The sequence below is a fragment of the uncultured Azonexus sp. genome (assembly GCF_937982035.1).
Lineage (GTDB): Bacteria > Pseudomonadota > Gammaproteobacteria > Burkholderiales > Rhodocyclaceae > Azonexus.
In genome coordinates, this window is record NZ_CALJNI010000022.1 from 36,684 (window position 1) to 56,182 (window position 19,499).

Annotated in this window: 16 protein-coding genes; 8 read left to right on the plus strand and 8 right to left on the minus strand. The window is 64.6% G+C overall.

The window, feature by feature from the left end; genetic code table 11:
• Window positions 1–64: 64 nt before the first annotated feature.
• The 3 genes from dacB to Q0799_RS14535 form a co-directional block, all read right to left on the minus strand.
• Window positions 65–1,477, minus strand: a complete 1,413-nt coding sequence (dacB, locus tag Q0799_RS14525; protein WP_298399615.1) for a D-alanyl-D-alanine carboxypeptidase/D-alanyl-D-alanine-endopeptidase — start codon at window positions 1,475–1,477, stop codon at window positions 65–67.
• 64 nt (window positions 1,478–1,541) lie between these two features.
• A complete protein-coding gene (locus Q0799_RS14530; RefSeq protein WP_298399617.1) occupies window positions 1,542–3,626 on the minus strand; it encodes a methyl-accepting chemotaxis protein in 2,085 nt (694 codons plus the stop codon).
• Between the two features lie 158 nt (window positions 3,627–3,784).
• Window positions 3,785–4,339: an OmpA family protein gene (locus Q0799_RS14535; protein WP_298399619.1), complete on the minus strand. Its 555-nt coding sequence runs from the start codon at window positions 4,337–4,339 to the stop codon at window positions 3,785–3,787.
• Between the two features lie 138 nt (window positions 4,340–4,477).
• Here Q0799_RS14535 and hemA point away from each other — a divergent pair, with 138 nt between their 5' ends.
• Window positions 4,478–5,728: a glutamyl-tRNA reductase gene (gene hemA, locus Q0799_RS14540; protein WP_298399621.1), complete on the plus strand. Its 1,251-nt coding sequence runs from the start codon at window positions 4,478–4,480 to the stop codon at window positions 5,726–5,728.
• A 12-nt stretch (window positions 5,729–5,740) separates the two neighbouring features.
• Here the strand turns inward: hemA and Q0799_RS14545 are convergent, their stop codons facing one another.
• Window positions 5,741–7,369: a diguanylate cyclase gene (locus Q0799_RS14545; protein WP_298399623.1), complete on the minus strand. Its 1,629-nt coding sequence runs from the start codon at window positions 7,367–7,369 to the stop codon at window positions 5,741–5,743.
• Window positions 7,370–7,503: 134 nt separating this feature from the next.
• Between Q0799_RS14545 and prfA the strand changes: the two genes are divergently transcribed.
• From prfA to grxD, 3 genes are read left to right on the plus strand one after another with little or no spacing between them, the layout of a single operon-like run.
• The gene (prfA, locus tag Q0799_RS14550) at window positions 7,504–8,586 is read left to right on the plus strand and encodes a peptide chain release factor 1 (RefSeq protein WP_298399625.1); all 1,083 of its coding nucleotides are present in this window, start codon (window positions 7,504–7,506) and stop codon (window positions 8,584–8,586) included.
• Window positions 8,583–9,404, plus strand: a complete 822-nt coding sequence (gene prmC, locus Q0799_RS14555) for a peptide chain release factor N(5)-glutamine methyltransferase (RefSeq protein ID WP_298399627.1) — start codon at window positions 8,583–8,585, stop codon at window positions 9,402–9,404. The genes prfA and prmC overlap by 4 nt, the downstream gene beginning before the upstream one ends.
• A 15-nt stretch (window positions 9,405–9,419) precedes the next feature.
• The gene (gene grxD / locus Q0799_RS14560; RefSeq protein ID WP_298399629.1) at window positions 9,420–9,743 is read left to right on the plus strand and encodes a Grx4 family monothiol glutaredoxin; all 324 of its coding nucleotides are present in this window, start codon (window positions 9,420–9,422) and stop codon (window positions 9,741–9,743) included.
• A gap of 62 nt (window positions 9,744–9,805) precedes the next feature.
• Here grxD and Q0799_RS14565 read toward each other — a convergent pair whose 3' ends face one another.
• Window positions 9,806–10,183, minus strand: a complete 378-nt coding sequence (locus Q0799_RS14565; protein ID WP_298399631.1) for an OsmC family protein — start codon at window positions 10,181–10,183, stop codon at window positions 9,806–9,808.
• Between the two features lie 145 nt (window positions 10,184–10,328).
• On the opposite strand from Q0799_RS14565, the gene Q0799_RS14570 reads away from it, so the two are divergent.
• On the plus strand, window positions 10,329–10,658 hold the full coding sequence (locus Q0799_RS14570) for a metalloregulator ArsR/SmtB family transcription factor (protein ID WP_298399633.1): 330 nt from the start codon (window positions 10,329–10,331) through the stop codon (window positions 10,656–10,658).
• Between the two features lie 24 nt (window positions 10,659–10,682).
• Here the strand turns inward: Q0799_RS14570 and argH are convergent, their stop codons facing one another.
• A complete protein-coding gene (argH, locus tag Q0799_RS14575) occupies window positions 10,683–12,071 on the minus strand; it encodes an argininosuccinate lyase (protein ID WP_298399635.1) in 1,389 nt (462 codons plus the stop codon).
• Between the two features lie 57 nt (window positions 12,072–12,128).
• Between argH and Q0799_RS14580 the strand changes: the two genes are divergently transcribed.
• Both Q0799_RS14580 and Q0799_RS14585 read left to right on the plus strand, forming a co-directional pair.
• Window positions 12,129–13,139: a histidine kinase gene (locus Q0799_RS14580; protein WP_298399637.1), complete on the plus strand. Its 1,011-nt coding sequence runs from the start codon at window positions 12,129–12,131 to the stop codon at window positions 13,137–13,139.
• On the plus strand, window positions 13,118–13,891 hold the full coding sequence (locus tag Q0799_RS14585; protein WP_298399639.1) for a LytTR family DNA-binding domain-containing protein: 774 nt from the start codon (window positions 13,118–13,120) through the stop codon (window positions 13,889–13,891). Before Q0799_RS14580 ends, Q0799_RS14585 begins: the two co-directional genes overlap by 22 nt.
• On the opposite strand, the gene Q0799_RS14590 is transcribed toward Q0799_RS14585, so the two are convergent.
• Both Q0799_RS14590 and pepN read right to left on the minus strand, forming a co-directional pair.
• Entirely contained in the window at window positions 13,888–14,454 is a 567-nt protein-coding gene (locus Q0799_RS14590; RefSeq protein WP_298399641.1) for a response regulator, read from the minus strand. The two genes, Q0799_RS14585 and Q0799_RS14590, sit on opposite strands and share 4 nt — an antisense overlap.
• Window positions 14,455–14,595: 141 nt before the next feature.
• Entirely contained in the window at window positions 14,596–17,196 is a 2,601-nt protein-coding gene (gene pepN / locus Q0799_RS14595) for an aminopeptidase N (protein ID WP_298399643.1), read from the minus strand.
• 247 nt (window positions 17,197–17,443) lie between these two features.
• On the opposite strand from pepN, the gene Q0799_RS14600 reads away from it, so the two are divergent.
• Window positions 17,444–19,402: a TonB-dependent receptor gene (locus Q0799_RS14600; protein WP_298399645.1), complete on the plus strand. Its 1,959-nt coding sequence runs from the start codon at window positions 17,444–17,446 to the stop codon at window positions 19,400–19,402.
• Window positions 19,403–19,499 lie beyond the last annotated feature (97 nt).

Genomic DNA, 19,499 nt, shown 5'->3' on the forward strand with positions numbered 1-19,499 from the left:
GCTGTCGCACCAATGCCTTCACTTTAACCCATTCACGGTCGCTTTTCGAGTCGCACCGGGCAACTTATCGACTGTCGGCAAGCCAGTTGAGCAGGGCGTCGATGGCCTCGCCGCCGGTCTGGGCGCGCGGATCGTTGATGAAGAACGTCAGGGCATGGCGGCGGCCGCCGGCGTCGAGCACGTAGCCGGCAGCGGTGCGTACGCCGTTCAGCGTGCCCGTCTTGATATGCGCCCGGCCGCTGGCGGCATCGCCGTTCAGGCGTTTTTTCATGGTGCCGTCGATGCCGGCCAGCGGCAGGCTGGCGATGAATTCCGGCATCACCGGGCTGCGCCAGGCGTCGAGCAGCAGGCGGTTCATGCTGCCGGCGCTGATGCGCTCGCTACGCGACAGGCCGGAGCCGTTGTCGATGACCAGTTCGGGAAAGTCCAGGCGGCGCGAGCGCAACCAGTCGATGATGCGGCGCGTTGCCCGCTCGTTGCTGGCCGGCGCGCCATCGTTGCCGAGCGTCAGGAAGAGCTGGCGGGCCATGACGTTGTTGCTGTACTTGTTGATGTCGCGCACGACTTCGCCCAGCGCGGCCGATTCGTGGCGAACCAGGGGGGCGGCGGTGGCCGGGGTCAGGCCGGGACGAACCTGCCCGTCGATACGCCCGCCCAGTTCCTGCCACAGCGCGAGAATCAGGCCGCTGGCATGGGCGTCGGCGGAAAGCGGTGCCAGATTGACCGTTCGTTCGCCGCACTGCAGCGCGTAGCCGCCTCGGATTTCGAGCCGGCGGCCGGCGCCGTCGGGAACCACCGCGAGCGAAACGCGGTCGCGCCAGTCGCCTGGGCAAGGGCCGTTCAACGCCTGCAGGCGGTCGTCCACGATCAGGCCGGCACTGGGCGATTCGAGCCATGCCCGGGCTTGTCCGTCGACGGGTTGCAGGGTGAAGCGCAAGGCCTGGAAATCCATCAGCAGGCCGTTGGGGCCGACGTTGTAGGCGCGCAGCGGCTTGTTGTCGAAGGCTGCCGGATCGAAGGCGGTGCTGGCAAAAACACTGCGGTCGAGGACGATGTCGCCGGCGATGCGGTCGACGCCGCGGGTGCGCAACTGGCGCAGCAGCAACCACAGGTGTTCGACGGTGAAACGGGGGTCGCCGCTGCCCTTCAGGTAGAGGTTGCCGGGCAGCGTGCCGCGCTCGACCGGCTGTTCGGCGAGGATGGTGGTTTGCCAGGTGTGGGCGGGGCCGAGCAGGTTGAGCGCGGCATAGGTGGTGAGCAGTTTCATCACCGATGCCGGGTTCATGACCATTTCCGCATTGTGCGCGAGGCTTGGCGCCATCGCGTCGACCGGCTGGACGATCAGGGCTACCTTGTCCGTGGGGATCTGCGCGGCCTGCAGGGCGCGGACGACCGGGGGCGGGAGTTGGGCGGCGACCGGGGCACTGGCGGTCAGGGCCAGCAGCGACAGGAACAGGATGAATGGGCGGGCAGTCATGGTGCGGCAGACGAAAAAAATGGGGGCCTGAAGGCCCCCATTTTACGTTGCCGGCTATCGCCGATCAGTGTTTGTACAGCTCGAAACCGGAAATCAGCTGGGCCAGCGACTTCGAGGTCTGCAGCAGGTCGGCGGAAGCCTGACGGGCCTGGCGCGCAGCGTTGGTGTTCTGCTCGATCAGGTCGGTGATCTGCTGCATGCTGATGGCGACCTCCTCGCTGGCAATGCCCTGCTGGCGGGCGGCATCGGAAATCTGCCCGGCCATCAGGGAAACCTGACTCGACGACTGGGTGATGCCTTCCAGGCCGGCGACGCTCTCGCGCAGCTTGCCGATCCCGGTTTCGACTTCCTGCGAGGCGACGTCCATGCTGGCCACGGCCTGCGCAGTGACCGACTGGATTTCGCTGACCGTGGTGTTGATGTCGGCGGTCGAGGTCGTCGTCCGTTCGGCCAGCTTGCGCACCTCGTCGGCGACCACCGCGAAGCCGCGTCCCTGCTCGCCGGCACGGGCGGCTTCGATGGCGGCATTGAGTGCCAGCAGGTTGGTCTGGCTGGCGATGTCGGCAATGACGCTGGTGATGTCGCCGATCTTGGCAATCGAGCGGTTCAACTGGTCGATGGTGGTGTTCGAGGCATTGACGGCATCGACGACCCGGTTCGTGGCGGCCATGCTCTGGCTGATGTTGGCGTTGCTCTGATTGACCTGGAGTTGCGATTCGCGGGCGGCACTGGCCGTGTCCTGGGCGTTGGCGGCAACTTCCTGGACCGACTGGCTGAATTCCTCGGTCGCGGCAGCCACACCCTCGACGCTGGCCTGCTGTTGCTCGGACTGCGAGGTAACCTGGGCCATCTGGGTTTCAAGCAGCTTGCTGCGCGAATCGATGGCGCGCGAAGCGGCGTTGATCTCGTCGAGCATGGCCTTCAGGGTGCCCTGCATGACGCCGAGGTTGCACAGCAGCAAGCCGGTCTCGTCGCGTCCTTCGATGTCGATCTCGTCGGTCAGCTTGCCCTCGGCGATCCGGTCGAACTGGGCGATGGCCTTGCGGATCGGGCCGACGATGGCATTGACCAGGAAGGCGCCGCCAATGACCGCCAGCAGGATGGCAGCGACCAGCAGGCCGATGCTCAGGTTGCGCACCCAGCGGTAGTGCGCGTCGGCCGCTTCGTAGCGGGCATTGGCACCGTCGGCGATGGCCTGGATCAGCGCCTGGCCGTCGCGTTGCATTTCGGCGTAGAGCGGATTGACCTTGCTCAGCAGCAGGACGTTGGCGTCCATGAAGTTGCCCTGGCGCAGCTGCTCGCGGGCCAGGTTGATGCCTTCGCGGGAGAAGCGCTCACGGGTCTCGCCGAACTTGTCGAGCAGGGCCTTTTCCTTGTCGGTCAGCGGGGTGGCCTTGAGCCGGTCGAGCAGTTCGTTGATTTCCTTGCGGTTGTTCAGCGTGTTGTCGATGTGCAGGTCGATCGGATGATCGTGCAGCTTGGCAAACTGGCTGGCCGGATCGTGCTGCAGGCCGAGCATGATCTGCGAGCGGTTGTCCGAGAGCAGGAACATCATCCGGTTGACGACGTTGGAGGGAACCAGGTTTTCGTTGTACAGCGCGATCAGCTCCTCGTCGGTGCTCTTGAGGCTGGTCAGTCCGACGATGCCGATGGTGCTCATCAGCACGACCAGTGCCGCCATGGTTGCCCAGATGCGGGCGCGCAGCGACAGCGACTTGCGGCCGGTGGCCGGCAGGCGGCCCTTCTGCCCGGCGGCGGCGTAGGCGGCTTCGGCGGCGGCACGCTTGGCGCTGGGGGCCGGGGTGCGTACCGACATGTAGCCGGTGATCTGGCCGTTCTTCTTGACCGGGACGACGAAAGCCTCGACCCAGTAGAAGCCCCCGTTCTTGCAGCGGTTCTTGACCATGCCGCGCCACGGCAGCCCTTTCTTCACCGTGCTCCACAGATCCTGGAAGGCGGCTTCCGGCATGTCCGGGTGGCGGACGATGTTGTGGCTCTTGCCGATCAGTTCCTCGCGGGTGAATCCGCTGATCTCGACGAAGGCATCGTTGGCGTAGGTAATGATGCCTTTGAGGTCGGTGCGTGATACCAGGTAGGTGTCGCGGGGGAAGTGCACTTCTTGCTGGGTGACGGGCTGATTGTTCTTCATGTCTTGTCCGGAAGTGTGGCTGTGGGGGGGCTTGATCGAACAATATATAACGTTAATTATAGCTTGTGTTGTTGGTCATGCCGATTTTGCAGTGTGTCCAAATGTTGGCGAAAAAAAAGCCCGCCGGATGGGCGGGCTGTAGGCATGTCCTGGGACGTTTATTTTTCCAGTTCGTAAACAATGTCGGCGCGGCGGTTCTCGGCCCAAGCCTCTTCGTTGCGTCCGAGCAGCTTGGGTTTTGCTTTACCCCAGCTCTTGACTGAAATCTGGCCCTTGTCGGCGCCGTGGCCAAGCAGCGTGGCGCGTACCGTTTGCGCACGCTTCAGACCCAGGCGCTGGTTGTAACTGGCGCTGCCGCGTTCGTCGGCGTGGCCTTCGACGCGCAATTTCGCGTTCGGGTTGCGGGCCAGGTAGCGGGCGTGGGCGGCGATGATCGGGTCGTAGTCGGCTTTGAGATCGGCCTTGTCGAGGTCGAAGTACACGCTGCGCTGGGTGCGCAGGCCTTCTTCGTCCATGCGCATCGGAGCTTCACCGGTGTCACGGGCGGCGACGGTTTGCGGAATCTGGAGTTCGGGCGGAACCGGCTGGCCGAGCAGGCCGGGGTGAACCTTGAGATTGCCGGTCTGGGCAATCTGGCGCGTGCGGGACGGATCGTCGCTCGTGGCGCAGGCGCTGAGCAGGGAAGCAAGCAGGAGGGCAAGGAGCGTACGCATGGTGGTCTGGCATCCGGGAAAGCGGGAATGATATCCGCTCTCCCGGTTTCCGACCAGTTTGCTTTGCCCCGGCCCGGAAAACCCGCCCGCACGGCAGTGATATAATCGCCCACCGAAATTTGCACCTGGCGCTTTCCAGTGATCTTCACCCTTGGCATCAACCATCATTCAGCACCACTCGCCATCCGCGAGCGCGTCGCTTTCGGTGCTGACAAGTTGCACCATGCCCTGGCCGAACTGGCACATGCCCAGGTGGTGCGCGAGGTGGCGATCCTGTCTACCTGCAACCGTACCGAGATTTATTGCGCGGCCGAATCGCCGCAGCGGGTCATCGACTGGTTGACGGCCTATCACCAGGTGGCGCACGACGAGTTGTCGCCCTTCCTTTACGTGCATGACCAGCCGGCGGCGATCCGCCACGCCTTCCGCGTGGCCTGCGGGCTGGATTCGATGGTCATCGGCGAGCCGCAGATCCTGGGGCAGGTCAAGGATGCGGTACGCGTGGCGGAAGAGGTCGGGACGCTGGGTACGCAATTACACAAGCTGTTCCAGCGTGCCTTTTCGGTGGCCAAGGAAGTGCGCAGCACGACCGCGATCGGGGCCAACATCGTTTCCATGGCTGCGGCCGGGGTGCATCTGGCCGAGCGCATTTTCGACTCCGTCGCCGGGCAGCGCGTGCTGTTCATCGGTGCCGGCGAGATGATCGAACTGTGTGCGGCGCATTTCTGCGCCGAGCAGCCGAAACAGGTGACGATCGCCAACCGCACCGTCGAACGCGGTCGCGAACTGGCCGAGCGCTACGGCGGCAAGGCCATCCGTCTCGATGAACTGGCCGACGCCCTGCCGCAGCACGACATCGTCGTCTCCTGTACCGCCAGCCCCTTGCCGATCATCGGTCTGGGCATGGCCGAGCGGGCGATCAAGGCACGCCGGCACCGGCCGATCTTCATCGTCGACCTGGCCGTGCCGCGCGACGTCGAGGAGGAAGTCGGTGAACTCGACGACGTCTTTCTGTACACCGTCGACGACCTGGCCCAGATCGTCGAAAGCGGCATGGAGTCGCGGCAGGCTGCCGTGGTCGAAGCCGAGGACATCATCGGTCAGCGGGTCCGCGAGTTCCTTGGCTGGCTGCAGTCGCGGGACACGGTGCCGGTGATCCGCGCCTTGCGCGACTCGGCTGACCGGATCCGGCGGCACGAGGTCGAGCACGCGCTCAAGGCTCTGGGCAAGGGCGAAGCGCCGGAGAAGGTGGTCGAACAACTGGCCCAGCGCTTGAGCAACAAGTTCCTGCACGCACCGACCAGCACCCTCAATGCGGCCGACGGTGAGGAACGCGTGCAGTTGCATGCGGCGGTCGAGCGACTGTTCCACCTGCGCGGCGGCGACTGAAATCGTCGGGCCTTATTGGCCCGGGGGATTGCCCCGGTTGAGGACGACCCGGTTGCGTCCGGTGCGCTTGGCTTCGAGCAGGGCGTCGTCGGCCGCGGCGATCAGCGACGACGCGGTCAGATAATCCGGAAGCGCGGCGATGCCGCAACTGAGCGTGGCGCGCAGGGTGCCCTGGGCATGGGCGTGCGGCAGTTGCGAGAAATCCTCGCGAATCTGTTCGATCAGCCCGATTGCCTGGGCCGTTTCGATGCCGGGCAGGGCAATGATGAATTCCTCGCCGCCATAGCGGCCGACCAGGTCGGTGCTGCGCAAACGGCCGCGCAACAGCCACGCGACGCTGCGGATCACCTGGTCGCCGACCGGGTGCCCGTAGTTGTCGTTGATCGTCTTGAAGCGGTCGATATCGATCATCGCCACGACCAGTTGCCCGTCGGGTTGCGCCGCCTGCAGCATGCGCTCGACCTGGACCTTCGAGGTCGAATGGTTGAACAGCCCGGTCAGGCTGTCGTGCTGGCCGGAATAGAGCATTTCCCGGTAGCGCTCGATCTTGGTCTTGACCACCGAGGCGAGGATGATCGGGTTGACCGGCTTGGTCAGGAACTGGTCGCCGCCCAGGCGCAGGGCTTCGACCTGTTGCACGATGTCGTTCTCGCTCGACAGGTAGATCACCGGCAGCGCCTGATATTCGGGAATCTGGCGCAAAGCGCTGGTGACCTCGACGCCGGTGCAGAAGGGCATGTACATGTCCATCAGGATGGCGTCGGGACGGTATTCGTTGGCCACTTCGAAGAGCAGTCGCGGGTCGCTGATCGCCTTGCTGTCGATGCCGTGCTGCGACAGCGAGCGGCGGATATGGGCGATGGCGGTGGCCGAATCCTCGACGATGAGCACCCGGTGCATTTCCTGTTCGTGCATTTCGACTAGGTCGAGGATGCGCGACAGTACGTCACTGACCTTGTTGCCGACCGGTACGCAGGCATCGGCACCGGCACGCTGGAGCAGGACGATGCTCTGCAGGTTGGATGGCACCGACAGGCAGTAGAAATAGCTGGTCGGGAAACGGGTGCGCAGGGCGATGATCGCCGAAATGGCGGCCGGCGGGTAGGCGCGTCCCTCGACGTCGGGGATGAAGGTGATGGCCAGCGGCGGTTCGTCGTTGGCCGGTTGCTCGCCCCAGCGGGCTTCTTCCGGGGTGAAGCCGAAGAAGCCGAGTTGTTCGGCCAGCGATGCCGACCACGGATGGTTTTCCCGGGAAACGATGAGGACGCGGCGGGGCTGGTTCCAGCAGTCGCCGACCTGTCCTTCTGCAGTGTCCAGCGTGCGTCGGGCCAGGATGGCCGGGGTTTCGTGGCGGCGTAATTCACCGAGAATGATCTGCAGCTTGCGCTCGATGGCCACCGCCTGGTCGAGCGGGATAGGGTGCATCTCGCGCTCGGCGAAGAAGGTCAGCGCGGTGTTTTCCAGTTCCTGGCAGGCACGCACCAGGCCCGGTAGGTGCTGGCGATGCAACTGTTCGGTCAGGCCGTTCAGCGACAGCGTGAACTCGACGAACAAGTCGAATTCGCCGGAGTTGCGATAGCTTTGCCAGCCACGTTCGAGGGTGGCGGCCAGGGCAACGATGGAATTGGGGAAGGAGGACATTGCGTCGCTTTTCGGGAATGCGTGATTATGCGGCTCGCGGAATGACAAGGCAATCTTTGCCGATTCGCGGGGGATGGTGAACTCGGGTACCATATCGCCCCTTTCCAGCGCTTTCGCCGGCCCGGCCCCCATCAATGAAACCGAGCATCCGCCAAAAACTCGATCTGCTGGTCGACCGTCTCGACGAGATTGACCGCATGCTGTCGGCACCGGAAACCGCCGGCGACATGGAGCAGTTCCGCAGGCTGTCCCGCGAGCGCGCCGAAGTCGAGCCGGTGATCGTGCAGTACAACGCGTTCCGCCAGGCCGAACGGGATCTCGACGAGGCGGCGGCGATGCTTGCCGACCCCGACATGCGCGACTTCGCCGAGGAAGAAATGGCCGCCGCCAAGGCGCGTCTGCCCGGACTTGAGGTCGAGTTGCAGAAGCTGCTGCTGCCCAAGGACCCCAACGACGAGCGCAGCGTGCTGCTGGAAATCCGTGCCGGCACCGGGGGCGACGAGTCGGCGCTGTTCGCCGGCGACCTCTTTCGCATGTATTCGCGCTACGCCGAGCGCCAGCGCTGGCAGGTCGAGGTGCTGTCGGCGAGCGAATCGGAGCTTGGCGGCTACCGCGAAATCATCTGCCGCATCGCCGGCTACGGCGCGTATTCGCGCCTGAAGTTCGAATCCGGCGGCCACCGCGTCCAGCGCGTGCCGGAAACCGAGACCCAGGGCCGCATCCATACCTCGGCCTGCACCGTGGCGATCATGCCGGAAGCCGACGAGGTCGAGGACGTCAATCTCAACCCGGCCGACCTGCGCATCGACACCTTCCGCGCGTCCGGTGCCGGCGGCCAGCACATCAACAAGACCGACTCGGCGGTGCGCATCACCCACCTGCCGACCGGCATCGTCGCCGAATGCCAGGACGGCCGCTCGCAGCACGCCAACAAGGCGTCGGCGATGAAGGTGCTGGCGGCACGGATCAAGGACGTTCAGGTGCGCGCCCAGCAGAGCCACATCGCCAGCACGCGCAAGAACCTGATCGGCTCCGGCGACCGCTCCGAGCGCATCCGCACCTACAACTTCCCGCAGGGGCGGATCACCGATCACCGCATCAACCTGACGCTGTACAAGATCGCCGCGATCATGGACGGCGACATGGACGAACTGCTCGGCGCGCTGGCCGCCGAATACCAGGCCGACCTGCTGGCCGAACTGGCCGAGCAGCAATGACGCTGGGCGAGGCGCTGGCCGCGGCGCGGCAGAAGATCGACCGGCTCGATGCCCGCCTGCTGCTCGAATACGCCACCGGTTGCTCCCACGCCGACCTGCTGGCGCGCCCGGAAACTCCGGTGATTGCGCCGGCGTATGCGCAGTTCGCCGAGTGGGTCGAGCGGCGCGCCGCCGGCGAGCCGCTGGCTTACCTGGTTGGTGAAACCGAATTCCGCGGCCGGGTCTTCCAGGTCTCGCCCGAGGTATTGATCCCGCGCCCGGAAACCGAGGTCCTGATCGATCTGGCGGTCGACCGCCTGAAAATGCAGAGAACCGCCCGCGTCGTCGATCTCGGCACCGGTTCCGGGATTGTCGCCATTTCGCTGGCGCTCGAATGTCCGCAGGCGCAGGTGTTTGCTGTCGACCTTTCGCCCGGAGCGCTGGCCGTCGCCCGCAACAACGCCGGCCGACTCGGTGCCCGCGTCGATTTCCGCGAAGGCGACTGGCTGGCGCCGCTGGCCGGCGAACGCTTCGACCTGATCGTTTCCAACCCGCCCTACGTTGCCGACGGCGATCCGCACCTGTGCCGGGACGGCCTCCCCTTCGAGCCGCAGATGGCCTTGAGCGATCTCGAACCGGGCGGCAACGGCTTGGCCTGCATCCGCCGCATCGTCGCCGATGCGCCCGCCTTCCTCAACCCCGGTGGCTGGCTCTTGTTCGAGCACGGCTACGACCAGGGCGAAGCCTGTCGGAACTTATTGACCGGCGCCGGGTTCAAAGGCGCATTCACCCATCCCGACCTCGCCGGCACCGATCGCGTGTCCGGCGGCCAACTGTAATCCTCTGGAGCCAGCATGTCCGACGTTCAGCAACGCATTCACGAAACCGTCACCAACAATCCGGTCGTCCTCTACATGAAGGGCGACGCGCGCTTCCCGCAATGCGGCTTCTCCGCCGCCGTCGTTCAGGTGCTCAAGCTGTGCGGCGTGAACGACTTCGTCACGGTCAACGTGCTCGCCGACGAGGAAATCCGCCAGGGCGTCAAGGAATACGCCAACTGGCCGACCATTCCGCAGCTCTACATCAAGGGCGAATTCATCGGCGGCTGCGACATCGTCAAGGAAATGTACCAGTCCGGCGAACTGCAACCGCTGCTGGCCGACATCGCCAAGCCCTGAGTTTTTGCCTCACCCAGCAAAAAGCCCGCCGACCGGCGGGCTTTTTTTTCGTGAGCCGGGAATCAGACTTCGGCGACCAGGAACTCGATGGTCGGGCCGTCCATGACCACTTCCTTGACCGCGCAATGAGCGATGCTGTCGAGGATGGCGGCCTTCTGCTCGGCGTTGAAATGCTCGGGGAAACGCACGTCGGTCTTGAACTTGGCCAGCGTCAGCGGACCCTTCGGGCCGGCGAAGGGCTTGCAGTCGATGGCGATGCCTTCGGCCGAGATGCCGAGTTCCTTGCACGCCTTCTTGGCATAGACGGCAGCGCAGGCGGCCAGGGTGGCGTAGAAGCCTTCGAGCGGGTTCATCAGGCTGCCGTTGAGGGCGAAACTGGTTTCGTGCTTGCCGGTGCTGACCTTGATCAGCGGGGTGCTGTCGACGACGGTGCTGTACATGCTGTTCTGCCTTCGGTTATTGATGTGTGCTTATATATTAAGTCGCTAATATATGGCGAGGCAACATGATTTTCCGGGAAGGGGGCTGAAAACCTCGGGGGCGATTTATGATTGTGCTTTCGTCTTTCAGAATACAACGCGTTTCATGGATGAAACACAGGCAGTTTTCGACCGGGTGGCCAGGTATTTCGGGCTGCTCTCCGATCCGACGCGCTTGCGGATACTTTCCTGCCTGTGCAACCAGGAGCGTACCGTGGGCGAGATCGTGGACATCATCGGTTTGTCCCAGCCGAACATCTCGCGTCACCTCGGTATCCTGTTCGAGGCCGAGGTGATCGACAAGCGGCGCGCCGGGACCTGCATTTTCTACCGCGTCATCGACCCGGATTTCATGGACATCTGCCGTACGGTCAGCATCCGCGTTGCCAGTTGTGATTTCCCCACCGGCCAGGAGAGCGGGGAAGGCGAGGCCTGAGGCTCGCCTTCCTTTGCCGGTTTTTCAGGCCAGGCGTGCGCGGGCACGGGCCACGGCGGCGCGTACCTGATCCGGCGCGGTGCCGCCGATGTGGTTGCGCGAAGCCAGCGAACCTTCAACCGTCAGTACCGAGAAAACGTCGTTTTCGATCAGCGGCGAGAACTGCTGCAGTTCTTCCAGTGTCAGTTGCGGCAGGTCGACGCCCTTGAACTCGGCGGCCTTGACCGCCAGACCGACGGCTTCGTGGGCGTCGCGGAAGGGCAGGCCCTTCTTGGTCAGGTAGTCGGCGAGGTCGGTGGCGGTGGCGAAGCCCTGGGTCAGCGCGGCCTTCATGTTGTCGGCGCGGACGGTGATGCCGCCGGCCATGTCGGCGAAGATGCGCAGCGTGTCGGTGACGGTGTCGACGGCGTCGAACAGCGGTTCCTTGTCTTCCTGGTTGTCCTTGTTGTAGGCCAGCGGCTGCGACTTCATCAGCGTCAAGAGGCTCATCAGCTGGCCGTAGACGCGGCCGGTCTTGCCGCGCGCCAGTTCCGGTACGTCCGGATTCTTCTTCTGCGGCATGATCGAGGAGCCGGTGCAGAAGCGGTCGGCGATCTGGATGAAGCCGACGCGCGGGCTCATCCACATCACCAGTTCTTCGGACAGGCGGCTGATGTGCATCATCAGCAGCGCGCAGGCCGAGGTGAATTCGATGGCGAAGTCGCGATCCGAGACGGCATCGAGCGAGTTCTCGCAGACGCCCTCGAAGCCCAGTTGCTCGGCGACGAATTCACGGTCGATCGGGTAGGTGGTGCCGGCCAGCGCGGCTGAGCCGAGCGGCAGGCGGGCGACGCGCTTGCGGCAGTCGGCGAAGCGTTCGCTGTCGCGGCCGAACATCTCGAAATAGGCCAGCATGTGGTGGCCGAAGGTCACCGGCTGGGCAACCTGCAGGTGGGTGAAGCCGGGCATCGGCGTTGCCGCTTCCTTCTCGGCCAGGTCAACCAGCGCGCTGCGGAAAGCCTTCAACAGCATCTGGATGTCGTCGATGGCGTCGCGCAGGTAGAGGCGGATGTCGGTTGCCACCTGGTCGTTGCGCGAGCGGCCGGTATGCAGGCGTTTGCCCGCGTCGCCGACGAGGGCGGTGAGGCGCTTCTCGATGTTCAGGTGCACATCTTCCAGGTCGAGCGACCATTCGAACTTGCCCGATTCGATCTCTTCGGTGACGATGGCCATGCCGCGCTCGATGTCGGCCAGGTCGGCGGCGGCGATAATGCCCTGTTTGGCGAGCATGCGCGCGTGCGCCAGCGAACCGCGGATGTCCTGGCGCCACATGCGCTGGTCGAAGTCGACCGAAGCGGTGTAACGTTTGACGAGATCGGAGACCGGCTCGGAGAAACGGCCGGCCCAGGTGTATTGATTGGCGTTGGAAGTCATGACTCTGGTCTAGAATGGGGCAGATCGACGACGAATTTCAGTGAAACCCGCTTAAAGATGACAAGTATACGGCACTTTCCGGCGACTCACCCGCTGCCCGACTGGCGCAATTTCGGGGTGATGCTGCGTGTGCTGCTCGGGGTCAATGTGCTGGCGGCGCTGGGGGCGCTGGTTCAGGCGCCGGATCTGCTCAACTGGTGGGAGCGGTTCATGGATCTGGCGTCGATTGTCGAGCCCTTGCTGCTGCTCTGTCTCGGCGTCTTGTCCCTGCTGCGCGACGGCCTATGGCGCCTGCGCCTGCGTCACGGGCAGGCGTGCGTGCTCGCGCTGACGGCGCTCATGGCGGGCTCGATGCACGCCTACGCGGCCTCGCTGAATCTGGTCGACGGGGCGTTCAGCCGCAGCATCCTGCTGACCCTGGCGACGACCGGCTTGCTGCTCGGTTATTTCGAGCTTCGCTCGCGGGCCTTTTCGCCGGCCCAGGCGGAGGCGCGGCTGGCGGCGCTGAATGCCCGCATCCGGCCGCATTTCCTGTTCAATTCGTTGAACGCCGTGCTGTCGCTGATCCGGGCGCAGCCACAACAGGCCGAGGCGGCGCTGGAGTCCTTGTCCGACCTGTTCCGGGCGGCGATGCGCGATCCGGCGGAACTGGTCAGCCTGGCCGACGAGGTTGCGCTCGGCCGGCAGTATCTCGAGCTGGAGCAATTGCGCCTGGGTGAGCGCCTGTCTGCCGACTGGCAGGTTGATGAAGCGGCCCTGGGACTGCCGATCCCGCCGCTGATGCTGCAGCCCTTGCTGGAAAATGCGGTTTATCACGGCGTCGAGCCCTCGGCGACGGGGGGCGTGGTTGGTGTGCAGATACGCCGGCGCGGCGAGGAGTTGCATGTCCGCATCACCAACCCAACCGTCGGTCAGCGTGCGCATGCCGCCGGCAACCACATGGCCCTGGCCAATATCCGCGAACGCCTCGCCTTGTATTACGATCTCGAAGCGCGTCTGGAAACCGAAGCCGGCGACAATTCCTACGAAGTCCGTATCGTCCTGCCATGCCAACGCAAAATCCGCTGAAAATCCTGCTGGTCGACGACGAACCGCCCGCCCGCGAGCGGCTGCGTACACTGCTTGGCGACATCGCCGGGCAATGCCCGGTCGAGGTCGTCGGCGAAGCGGCCAACGGTGTCCAGGCCCTCGAATTCCTGCAGCAGGCGCTAGCCGACGTCGTGCTCAGCGACATCCGCATGCCGGGCATGGACGGTATCGAACTGGCCTCGCACCTCGGCCGGCTGGACAGGCCGCCGGCGGTGATCTTCACCACAGCCTACGACAACTACGCGGTCCAGGCTTTCGACCTCAATGCGGTCGATTACCTGATGAAGCCGGTACGTGCCCAGCGTCTGCTGGCGGCGCTGCAGAAGGTGTCCGGCCAACGGCCGGACAGCGCCCTGTTTGCCGGCATCGGTCAGGCGGTGCGCGGTGGCGGCCGGACCCACCTGTCCTGCCACGAGCGCGGGCGCCTGTTGCTGGTGCCGGTGGTTGAAGTCCTCTACTTCAAGGCCGACCTGAAATACGTCACGGCCCGGACGGTCGAGCGCGAATACCTGCTCGACGAATCGTTGACCCATCTGGAGGAAGAGTTTCCCGAACGCTTTCTGCGCCTGCACCGCGCCGTGCTGGTCGCGCGTCCGGCGTTGGCAGGGTTCGAAAAGGCGGCCGGCGACGATGCTGAGGCTTACGGTTGGGCGTTGCTGCGCGGCGTTTCCGAAAAACTGCCGGTCAGCCGCCGGCAATGGGCAGCCGCCCGTGCCGAACTGACGGCCTAAGCGGCCCGGACGACGCGGATTTCAGGCTGCAGGTGCGGCGCGGCGGTGCGCGGTGCCGCCCGCCGGGGAATCCCTTCTTCGTCGAGCAGGCGTTCGACATGGAAAAAGACTTCGTGTCGCGAGAAGGGCTTTTTCATGAAGTCGTCGGCACCGATGCGGGTGCCGAAAAACTGCTCCATGGCCTGCTCGTTGCCGCTCATCATGATCACCGGCGTCCCGCGGGTTTGCGGATCGCGCCGGATGGCACGCAGGGCGGCAAATCCGTTCATGCCCGGCAGCATGATGTCGAGGAAGACCAGTTCCGGCTTCTGTTCGCGCAGGGCGACCAGGCCGCTTTCGGCATCGAGGCATTCGATGGTCTCGTAGCCGGCCGAGCGCAGGAACTTGCGCAGCACGGCCAGGACCGTCTTGGAGTCGTCGATGATCAGCACGCGTGTGCCGTCGCGGGCGTTCAGCCGCGGCTGCAGCCGTCGTTCAGGCGCCGGGGCCGCCGACAGCGGCTGACTGGCCGGCACCATGGCCGGCCGGCCGAACAATGCCTTGAGCTGGTCGAGTATTCCCATCTGCTGTTCTCCGCTTGGTCACCTGAATCTTCGGGCGTACTTTCCGGGAACGATTGCAACGGTCCCCGGGCGTGAGTCATGTTGTTCGCATTTGATCACGACAAGGGAATAATTTCCAGCGGATTTTCTTGTGGATATCCCTTAGCCCAGTGCCCGGGTAACCACCTCGAGCACATCGCGCGACAAGCCCTGATGGTCGCGAACGCGCCGCAGTGCGGCTTGTGCGTGCGCCTGTCGGCCGGCGTCGAATTTCTTCCAGCGGTCGAAGCAGCGCGCCAGGCGGGAGGCCACCTGCGGGTTGCGGTCGTGCAGCGCCAGAATCTGCTCGGCCATGAAGGCGTAGCCGCTGCCGTCGGCGGTATTGAAGCGGACCAGGTTGGCGCCGAAGGCGCGGATCAGCGCGTAGATCTTGTTCGGGTTGCCGAGGTCGAACGCCGGGTGGGCGGTCAGCGCCTTCACCGTGGCCAGGGTGTCCGGCCGGCGGCTGGTCGATTGCACCTGCAGCCACTTGTCGACGACCAGCGCTTCGTCTTGCCAGCGGGCGTAGAACTCGGCCAGCGCGTTGTCGCGCTGACGGCAGTCGGCGGCGTTGATGTTGGCCAGTGCCGCCAGCGCGGCGAACTGGTCGGTCATGTTGTCGGCTTCCCGGAACTGCTTGAACGCCAGTTCGCGCACCGCCTCGCCGTCGAGTTCGACCAGGTAGGACAGGCACAGGTTGCGCAGCGCACGGCGACCGGCCTGTTCGCTGCTCGGTGCGTAGGCTTCGTTGACGCTCAGGCTGGCGTAAAGGCCGGCGAACTCGCTTTCGAGCCGTTCGGCGAGGTGGCGGCGCAGGCTGTTGCGAGCGGCGTGCAGGGCGTCCGGATCGACCACGCTCATCAGTTCGGCCAGCGTCGTTTCGCCGGGCAGGGTGAGCGCTTCGGCGACGAAGGCGGCACCGCGTTCGGCGTGGCTTTGCAGCAACTGGCGGGCGGCGTCGACGAAGCTGGCCGGCCACCCCGGTGCGCGGCCGGCGGCGATTTCCGCGGAGGCGGCGAGGATCAGCCGGGTGGCCAGGCGCTGGCCGGCTTCCCAGGCGTTGAACGGATCGGTCTCATGCGCCAGGAGTACGGTCAGCTGTTCCGGCGTGTCGTCGAAATCGAGATAGACCGGCGCCGAGAAGTCGCGCAGCAGCGAGGGCACCGGCTCTTCGGCAACGTTCTCGAAGACGAAGGACTGGCTGGTTGCGCTCAGTTGCAGCAGGCGCTCGCTGCCCGGCAGCAAGCGGCCATCGGCAGCAAATAGCGCGACCCGGACCGGGATCAGGTAGGGCGCGTCGTCGCTGGCGCGCGGGTTGGACTGGGTCAGGGTCAGCGTGTAGCTGGCGCTGTCGGCATCCCAGAAACCGTCGGCGGCAACGCGCGGCGTGCCGGGCTGGCGGTACCAGCGCATGAATTGCGTGAAGTCGAAACCGCTGGCCGCCGCCATCGCTGCGACGAAGTCCTCGCAGGTCACGGCCTGGCCGTCGTGGCGGCGGAAATACTCGTCCATGCCGGCGCGGAAGGCATTGCGGCCGATCAGCGTCTGGATCATGCGGATGACTTCGGCGCCCTTTTCATAGACGGTGGCGGTATAGAAATTGTTGATCTCGACGAAGCTCTCGGGCCGGATCGGGTGCGCCATCGGGCCGGCGTCCTCGGGGAACTGCGCGGCGCGCAGGCCGCGCACCTCGCGGATGCGGGCGGTCTGGCGGTTGTGCAGGTCGGCGCCGAATTCCTGGTCGCGGAACACGGTCAGGCCTTCCTTCAGCGAGAGCTGGAACCAGTCGCGGCAGGTCACGCGGTTGCCGGTCCAGTTGTGGAAATACTCGTGGGCGACGACCCGGTCGATGTTCTCGAAATCAACGTCGGTGGCAACATCCGGGCGAGCGAGCACATACTTCGTGTTGAAGATGTTGAGGCCCTTGTTCTCCATCGCGCCCATGTTGAAATCGCCGACGGCGACGATCATGTAGTGGTCGAGATCGCATTCGAGGCCGAAGCGTTCCTCGTCCCACTTCATGGACTTTTTCAGCGCTGCCATCGCGTGCGGACACTGGTCGAGCTTGCCGGGTTCGACGTAGATGGCGAGTTGGACCTCGCGCCCGGAGGCAGTGCGGAAAGTGTCGCGCAGCACGTCGAGCTTGCCGGCGACCAGCGCGAACAGGTAGGACGGCTTGCGGAAGGGGTCGCTCCACTTTACCCAGTGGCGACCGTTCGCTTCCTCGCCGCTGGCCACCGGATTGCCGTTGGCGAGCAGCACCGGGAAGGTCGCGCGGTCGGCGTGCAGCGTCACGGTGTAGGTGGACATCACGTCCGGCCGGTCCTGGAACCAGGTGATGCGGCGGAAACCCTGTGCCTCGCATTGCGTGAAATAACCGTCCTTGGAGCGGTACATGCCGGACAGGCGGGTGTTGTTGTCGGGCTGGATGCGCACGACCGTGCGCAGCGTGAAGGCTTCGGGCAGGTCGCTCAGGGTCAGTGAAGTGGCGCTGGCGAGGTAGGGGTGCTCGCGACCATCGACCGATACCGCCAGCGTCTCCAGTTCCTCGCCGTCGAGGACCAGCGGCTGGGCAGCCACCGCCGGGTTGCGGTGCAAGGTCTGCGTGGCGCTGACGAGGGTGCCCCCGGCTTCGATCGAAACGTCGAGGACGACGCTGTCGACCAGCCAGGCGGGCGGGGTGTAATCCTTCAGGTAGATCGTTTGGGGGGTGTCAGTTTTCATTGTCTGGTGGGCGTGAAATCAGGTGGCTGATGATACGTGAAATCGGGAGCCGGGCTTGCCGGCGATCTTTGCTCCATGCCATGGAAGTATGAGAAAGCCCTTTTCAATCATCGTGGTGCGTCAATTTGTCACATTCCGGTTTGCGTCCTGATTCCGTACATTCGCGTCCTGTTGCGCGGGGCGGGGGGCCTTGTCGCCATCTCGAAACGGAACATGCATGTTCGAACGCACCAGAACTTCTCTCAGCTTGGCGACTGTTTTCGCTTGCGCATTTCCTGCCACGCTTCTGGCCGCCGAGCTTGATCCGGTCGTCGTCACGGCAACCAAGACCGCGCAGAGCATCCGCGAAGTACCGGCGGCAGTTTCGGTGATTACCCGGGAACAGATCGAAAGATCGCCAGCCAGCACGGTGGACCAACTGCTGTCCGGTGTGCCCGGTCTTTACGCAGCACGGATGGACGCCTCGTCGCCAAACCGCATCGCCCAGACCTATACCCGCGGCCTGCCCGGCAACAGCCGGACCCTGGTGCTGCTCGACGGCATTCCGATGAACGTGCTTTACGACGGCCAGGTCGACTGGTCGCAACTAAGCAGCCAGGACGTCGAGCGGGTCGAGGTGGTGCGCGGCGCCAGTTCCGGCCTGCACGGCGCCAACGCCATGGGCGGCGTGATCAACGTGCTGTCGCGGGCGCCGGAACCCGGTGTCGTGACCCGCGTCGGTGCCGAGTACGGGAGCATGGACAGCAAGCGCTTGAGCGCCTCGCATTCGCATAATTTTGGCCGGACAGCGCTGCGCGTTTCGGCCAGCCACTTCACCAGCGACGGCTACGATATGTGGCGTCCGGACACCACCGTACCGCTCGCCAACCGGGACAAGATCGGCACGGTGAAGGACAATGCCACGCTCCGGTTGACGCATGAAATCGATACCGCCTCCTTTGTCGAAGGCGGCCTCAGTTACATGAAGGACGAGGCGACCGGCTTCTACAAACCTGGCGCCAGTGGCTACCAGCCGTCTACCCGCGAACAGTGGGTGCCGACCCTGCGCTACGTCCGCGACGACGGCGGCGCCCAGAGCAGCGTCACCGCCTACGGTCGCCTCGGCAAGCAATGGGCCGACACGCTCAATCCGGCGAACTACCGGACCATCTCCGAAGAAGGTGTCTACGAGGACCGGACCTTCGGCATGAGCGCCCAGCATTCTCGTGAAATTCTCGTCGGGCACCGTCTTACGGTCGGTATCGATTACATCGACGGCAGCATCCGTAACCATTTCGACTACCCGGGAACAACCCGGCAACGCGACACCCAGGGTGACCTGAGCCGTTACGCCCTGTTCGTACAGGACGAAATCAGTCTGACCGGGCGCTGGAAGCTGAATCTTGCCGGCCGCTACGATCGCTGGAAAACCGGCGGCAACCAGACCGATACCGGCGTCGGGCAACCCAACAGCGCTTACCGGAGCCAGTCGGACGGCATGTTCTCGCCCAAGCTGGCGACGTTGTTCAAGCTCAGCGACAGCGTCAACCTGCGCGCCAGCGCCGGCAAGGCCTTCAACCTGCCCGACATGTTCAATCTCTACGCCAACACCCGTCGCGGGGCCACCACCTATTGGGCCAATCCCAACCTGACGCCGGAGCGGGTCAAGGCCTACGACGCCGGGGTCGATGTCTATTTCGGCCGCCGGGGATCGGTCAAGGCGACGCTCTATTACAACGATGCCGAGGACTTCATCTATTCGGTGCAGCGCAACGCGACCAATGTCGACAAGATCAACGTCGGTGCGGTGACCACCCGTGGCCTGGAACTGGAAGCGGTCTACCGGCCGATCGTCCCGCTGTCCCTGGCGGCGAGCTACACCCTCAATCGTTCGCGGATCGAGGAGAACAAGCGCAATACGGCACTGGAAGGCAAGGACTTGACCAATGTGCCGCGCCAGCACGCGTCGTTGCGGGCCGACTATCAGTTTCCGGCCGGGGCTACCTTGTTCGCAGCGCTCAGGTATGTCGGCAAACGCTATGGCAACGATCTGAATACGACGGTTTACAAAGCCTATACAACGGGGGACATCGGTGGCACTTATCCGATCAGCAAATCGGTCAGTGCGCGACTGACCGTGGCGAATGTCGCCGACAAACGTTATGACGGCATTGGCTACATTGCGCCTGGGCGGACGGTGACCGCCGGAATCGGCGCCAGTTTCTGACGGGAGTGGTGATGCGGCTCTCTCATTGCGTGACTGCCCTTTTCCTGGGTTTGGGCGTGGCAGTGTTCTCGGATACGGTTCAGGCACAGGAACATGC

What these genes read in the sequence shown, in the direction of transcription:
- dacB (WP_298399615.1), bottom strand. Translation starts at nt 1,477, where the DNA reads ATGACTGCCCGCCCATTCATCCTGTTCCTGTCGCTGCTGGCCCTGACC.
- Q0799_RS14530 (WP_298399617.1), bottom strand. Translation starts at nt 3,626, where the DNA reads ATGAAGAACAATCAGCCCGTCACCCAGCAAGAAGTGCACTTCCCCCGC.
- Q0799_RS14535 (WP_298399619.1), bottom strand. Translation starts at nt 4,339, where the DNA reads ATGCGTACGCTCCTTGCCCTCCTGCTTGCTTCCCTGCTCAGCGCCTGC.
- Q0799_RS14545 (WP_298399623.1), bottom strand. Translation starts at nt 7,369, where the DNA reads ATGTCCTCCTTCCCCAATTCCATCGTTGCCCTGGCCGCCACCCTCGAA.
- prfA (WP_298399625.1), top strand. Translation starts at nt 7,504, where the DNA reads ATGAAACCGAGCATCCGCCAAAAACTCGATCTGCTGGTCGACCGTCTC.
- prmC (WP_298399627.1), top strand. Translation starts at nt 8,583, where the DNA reads ATGACGCTGGGCGAGGCGCTGGCCGCGGCGCGGCAGAAGATCGACCGG.
- grxD (WP_298399629.1), top strand. Translation starts at nt 9,420, where the DNA reads ATGTCCGACGTTCAGCAACGCATTCACGAAACCGTCACCAACAATCCG.
- Q0799_RS14565 (WP_298399631.1), bottom strand. Translation starts at nt 10,183, where the DNA reads ATGTACAGCACCGTCGTCGACAGCACCCCGCTGATCAAGGTCAGCACC.
- Q0799_RS14570 (WP_298399633.1), top strand. Translation starts at nt 10,329, where the DNA reads ATGGATGAAACACAGGCAGTTTTCGACCGGGTGGCCAGGTATTTCGGG.
- argH (WP_298399635.1), bottom strand. Translation starts at nt 12,071, where the DNA reads ATGACTTCCAACGCCAATCAATACACCTGGGCCGGCCGTTTCTCCGAG.
- Q0799_RS14580 (WP_298399637.1), top strand. Translation starts at nt 12,129, where the DNA reads ATGACAAGTATACGGCACTTTCCGGCGACTCACCCGCTGCCCGACTGG.
- Q0799_RS14585 (WP_298399639.1), top strand. Translation starts at nt 13,118, where the DNA reads ATGCCAACGCAAAATCCGCTGAAAATCCTGCTGGTCGACGACGAACCG.
- Q0799_RS14590 (WP_298399641.1), bottom strand. Translation starts at nt 14,454, where the DNA reads ATGGGAATACTCGACCAGCTCAAGGCATTGTTCGGCCGGCCGGCCATG.
- pepN (WP_298399643.1), bottom strand. Translation starts at nt 17,196, where the DNA reads ATGAAAACTGACACCCCCCAAACGATCTACCTGAAGGATTACACCCCG.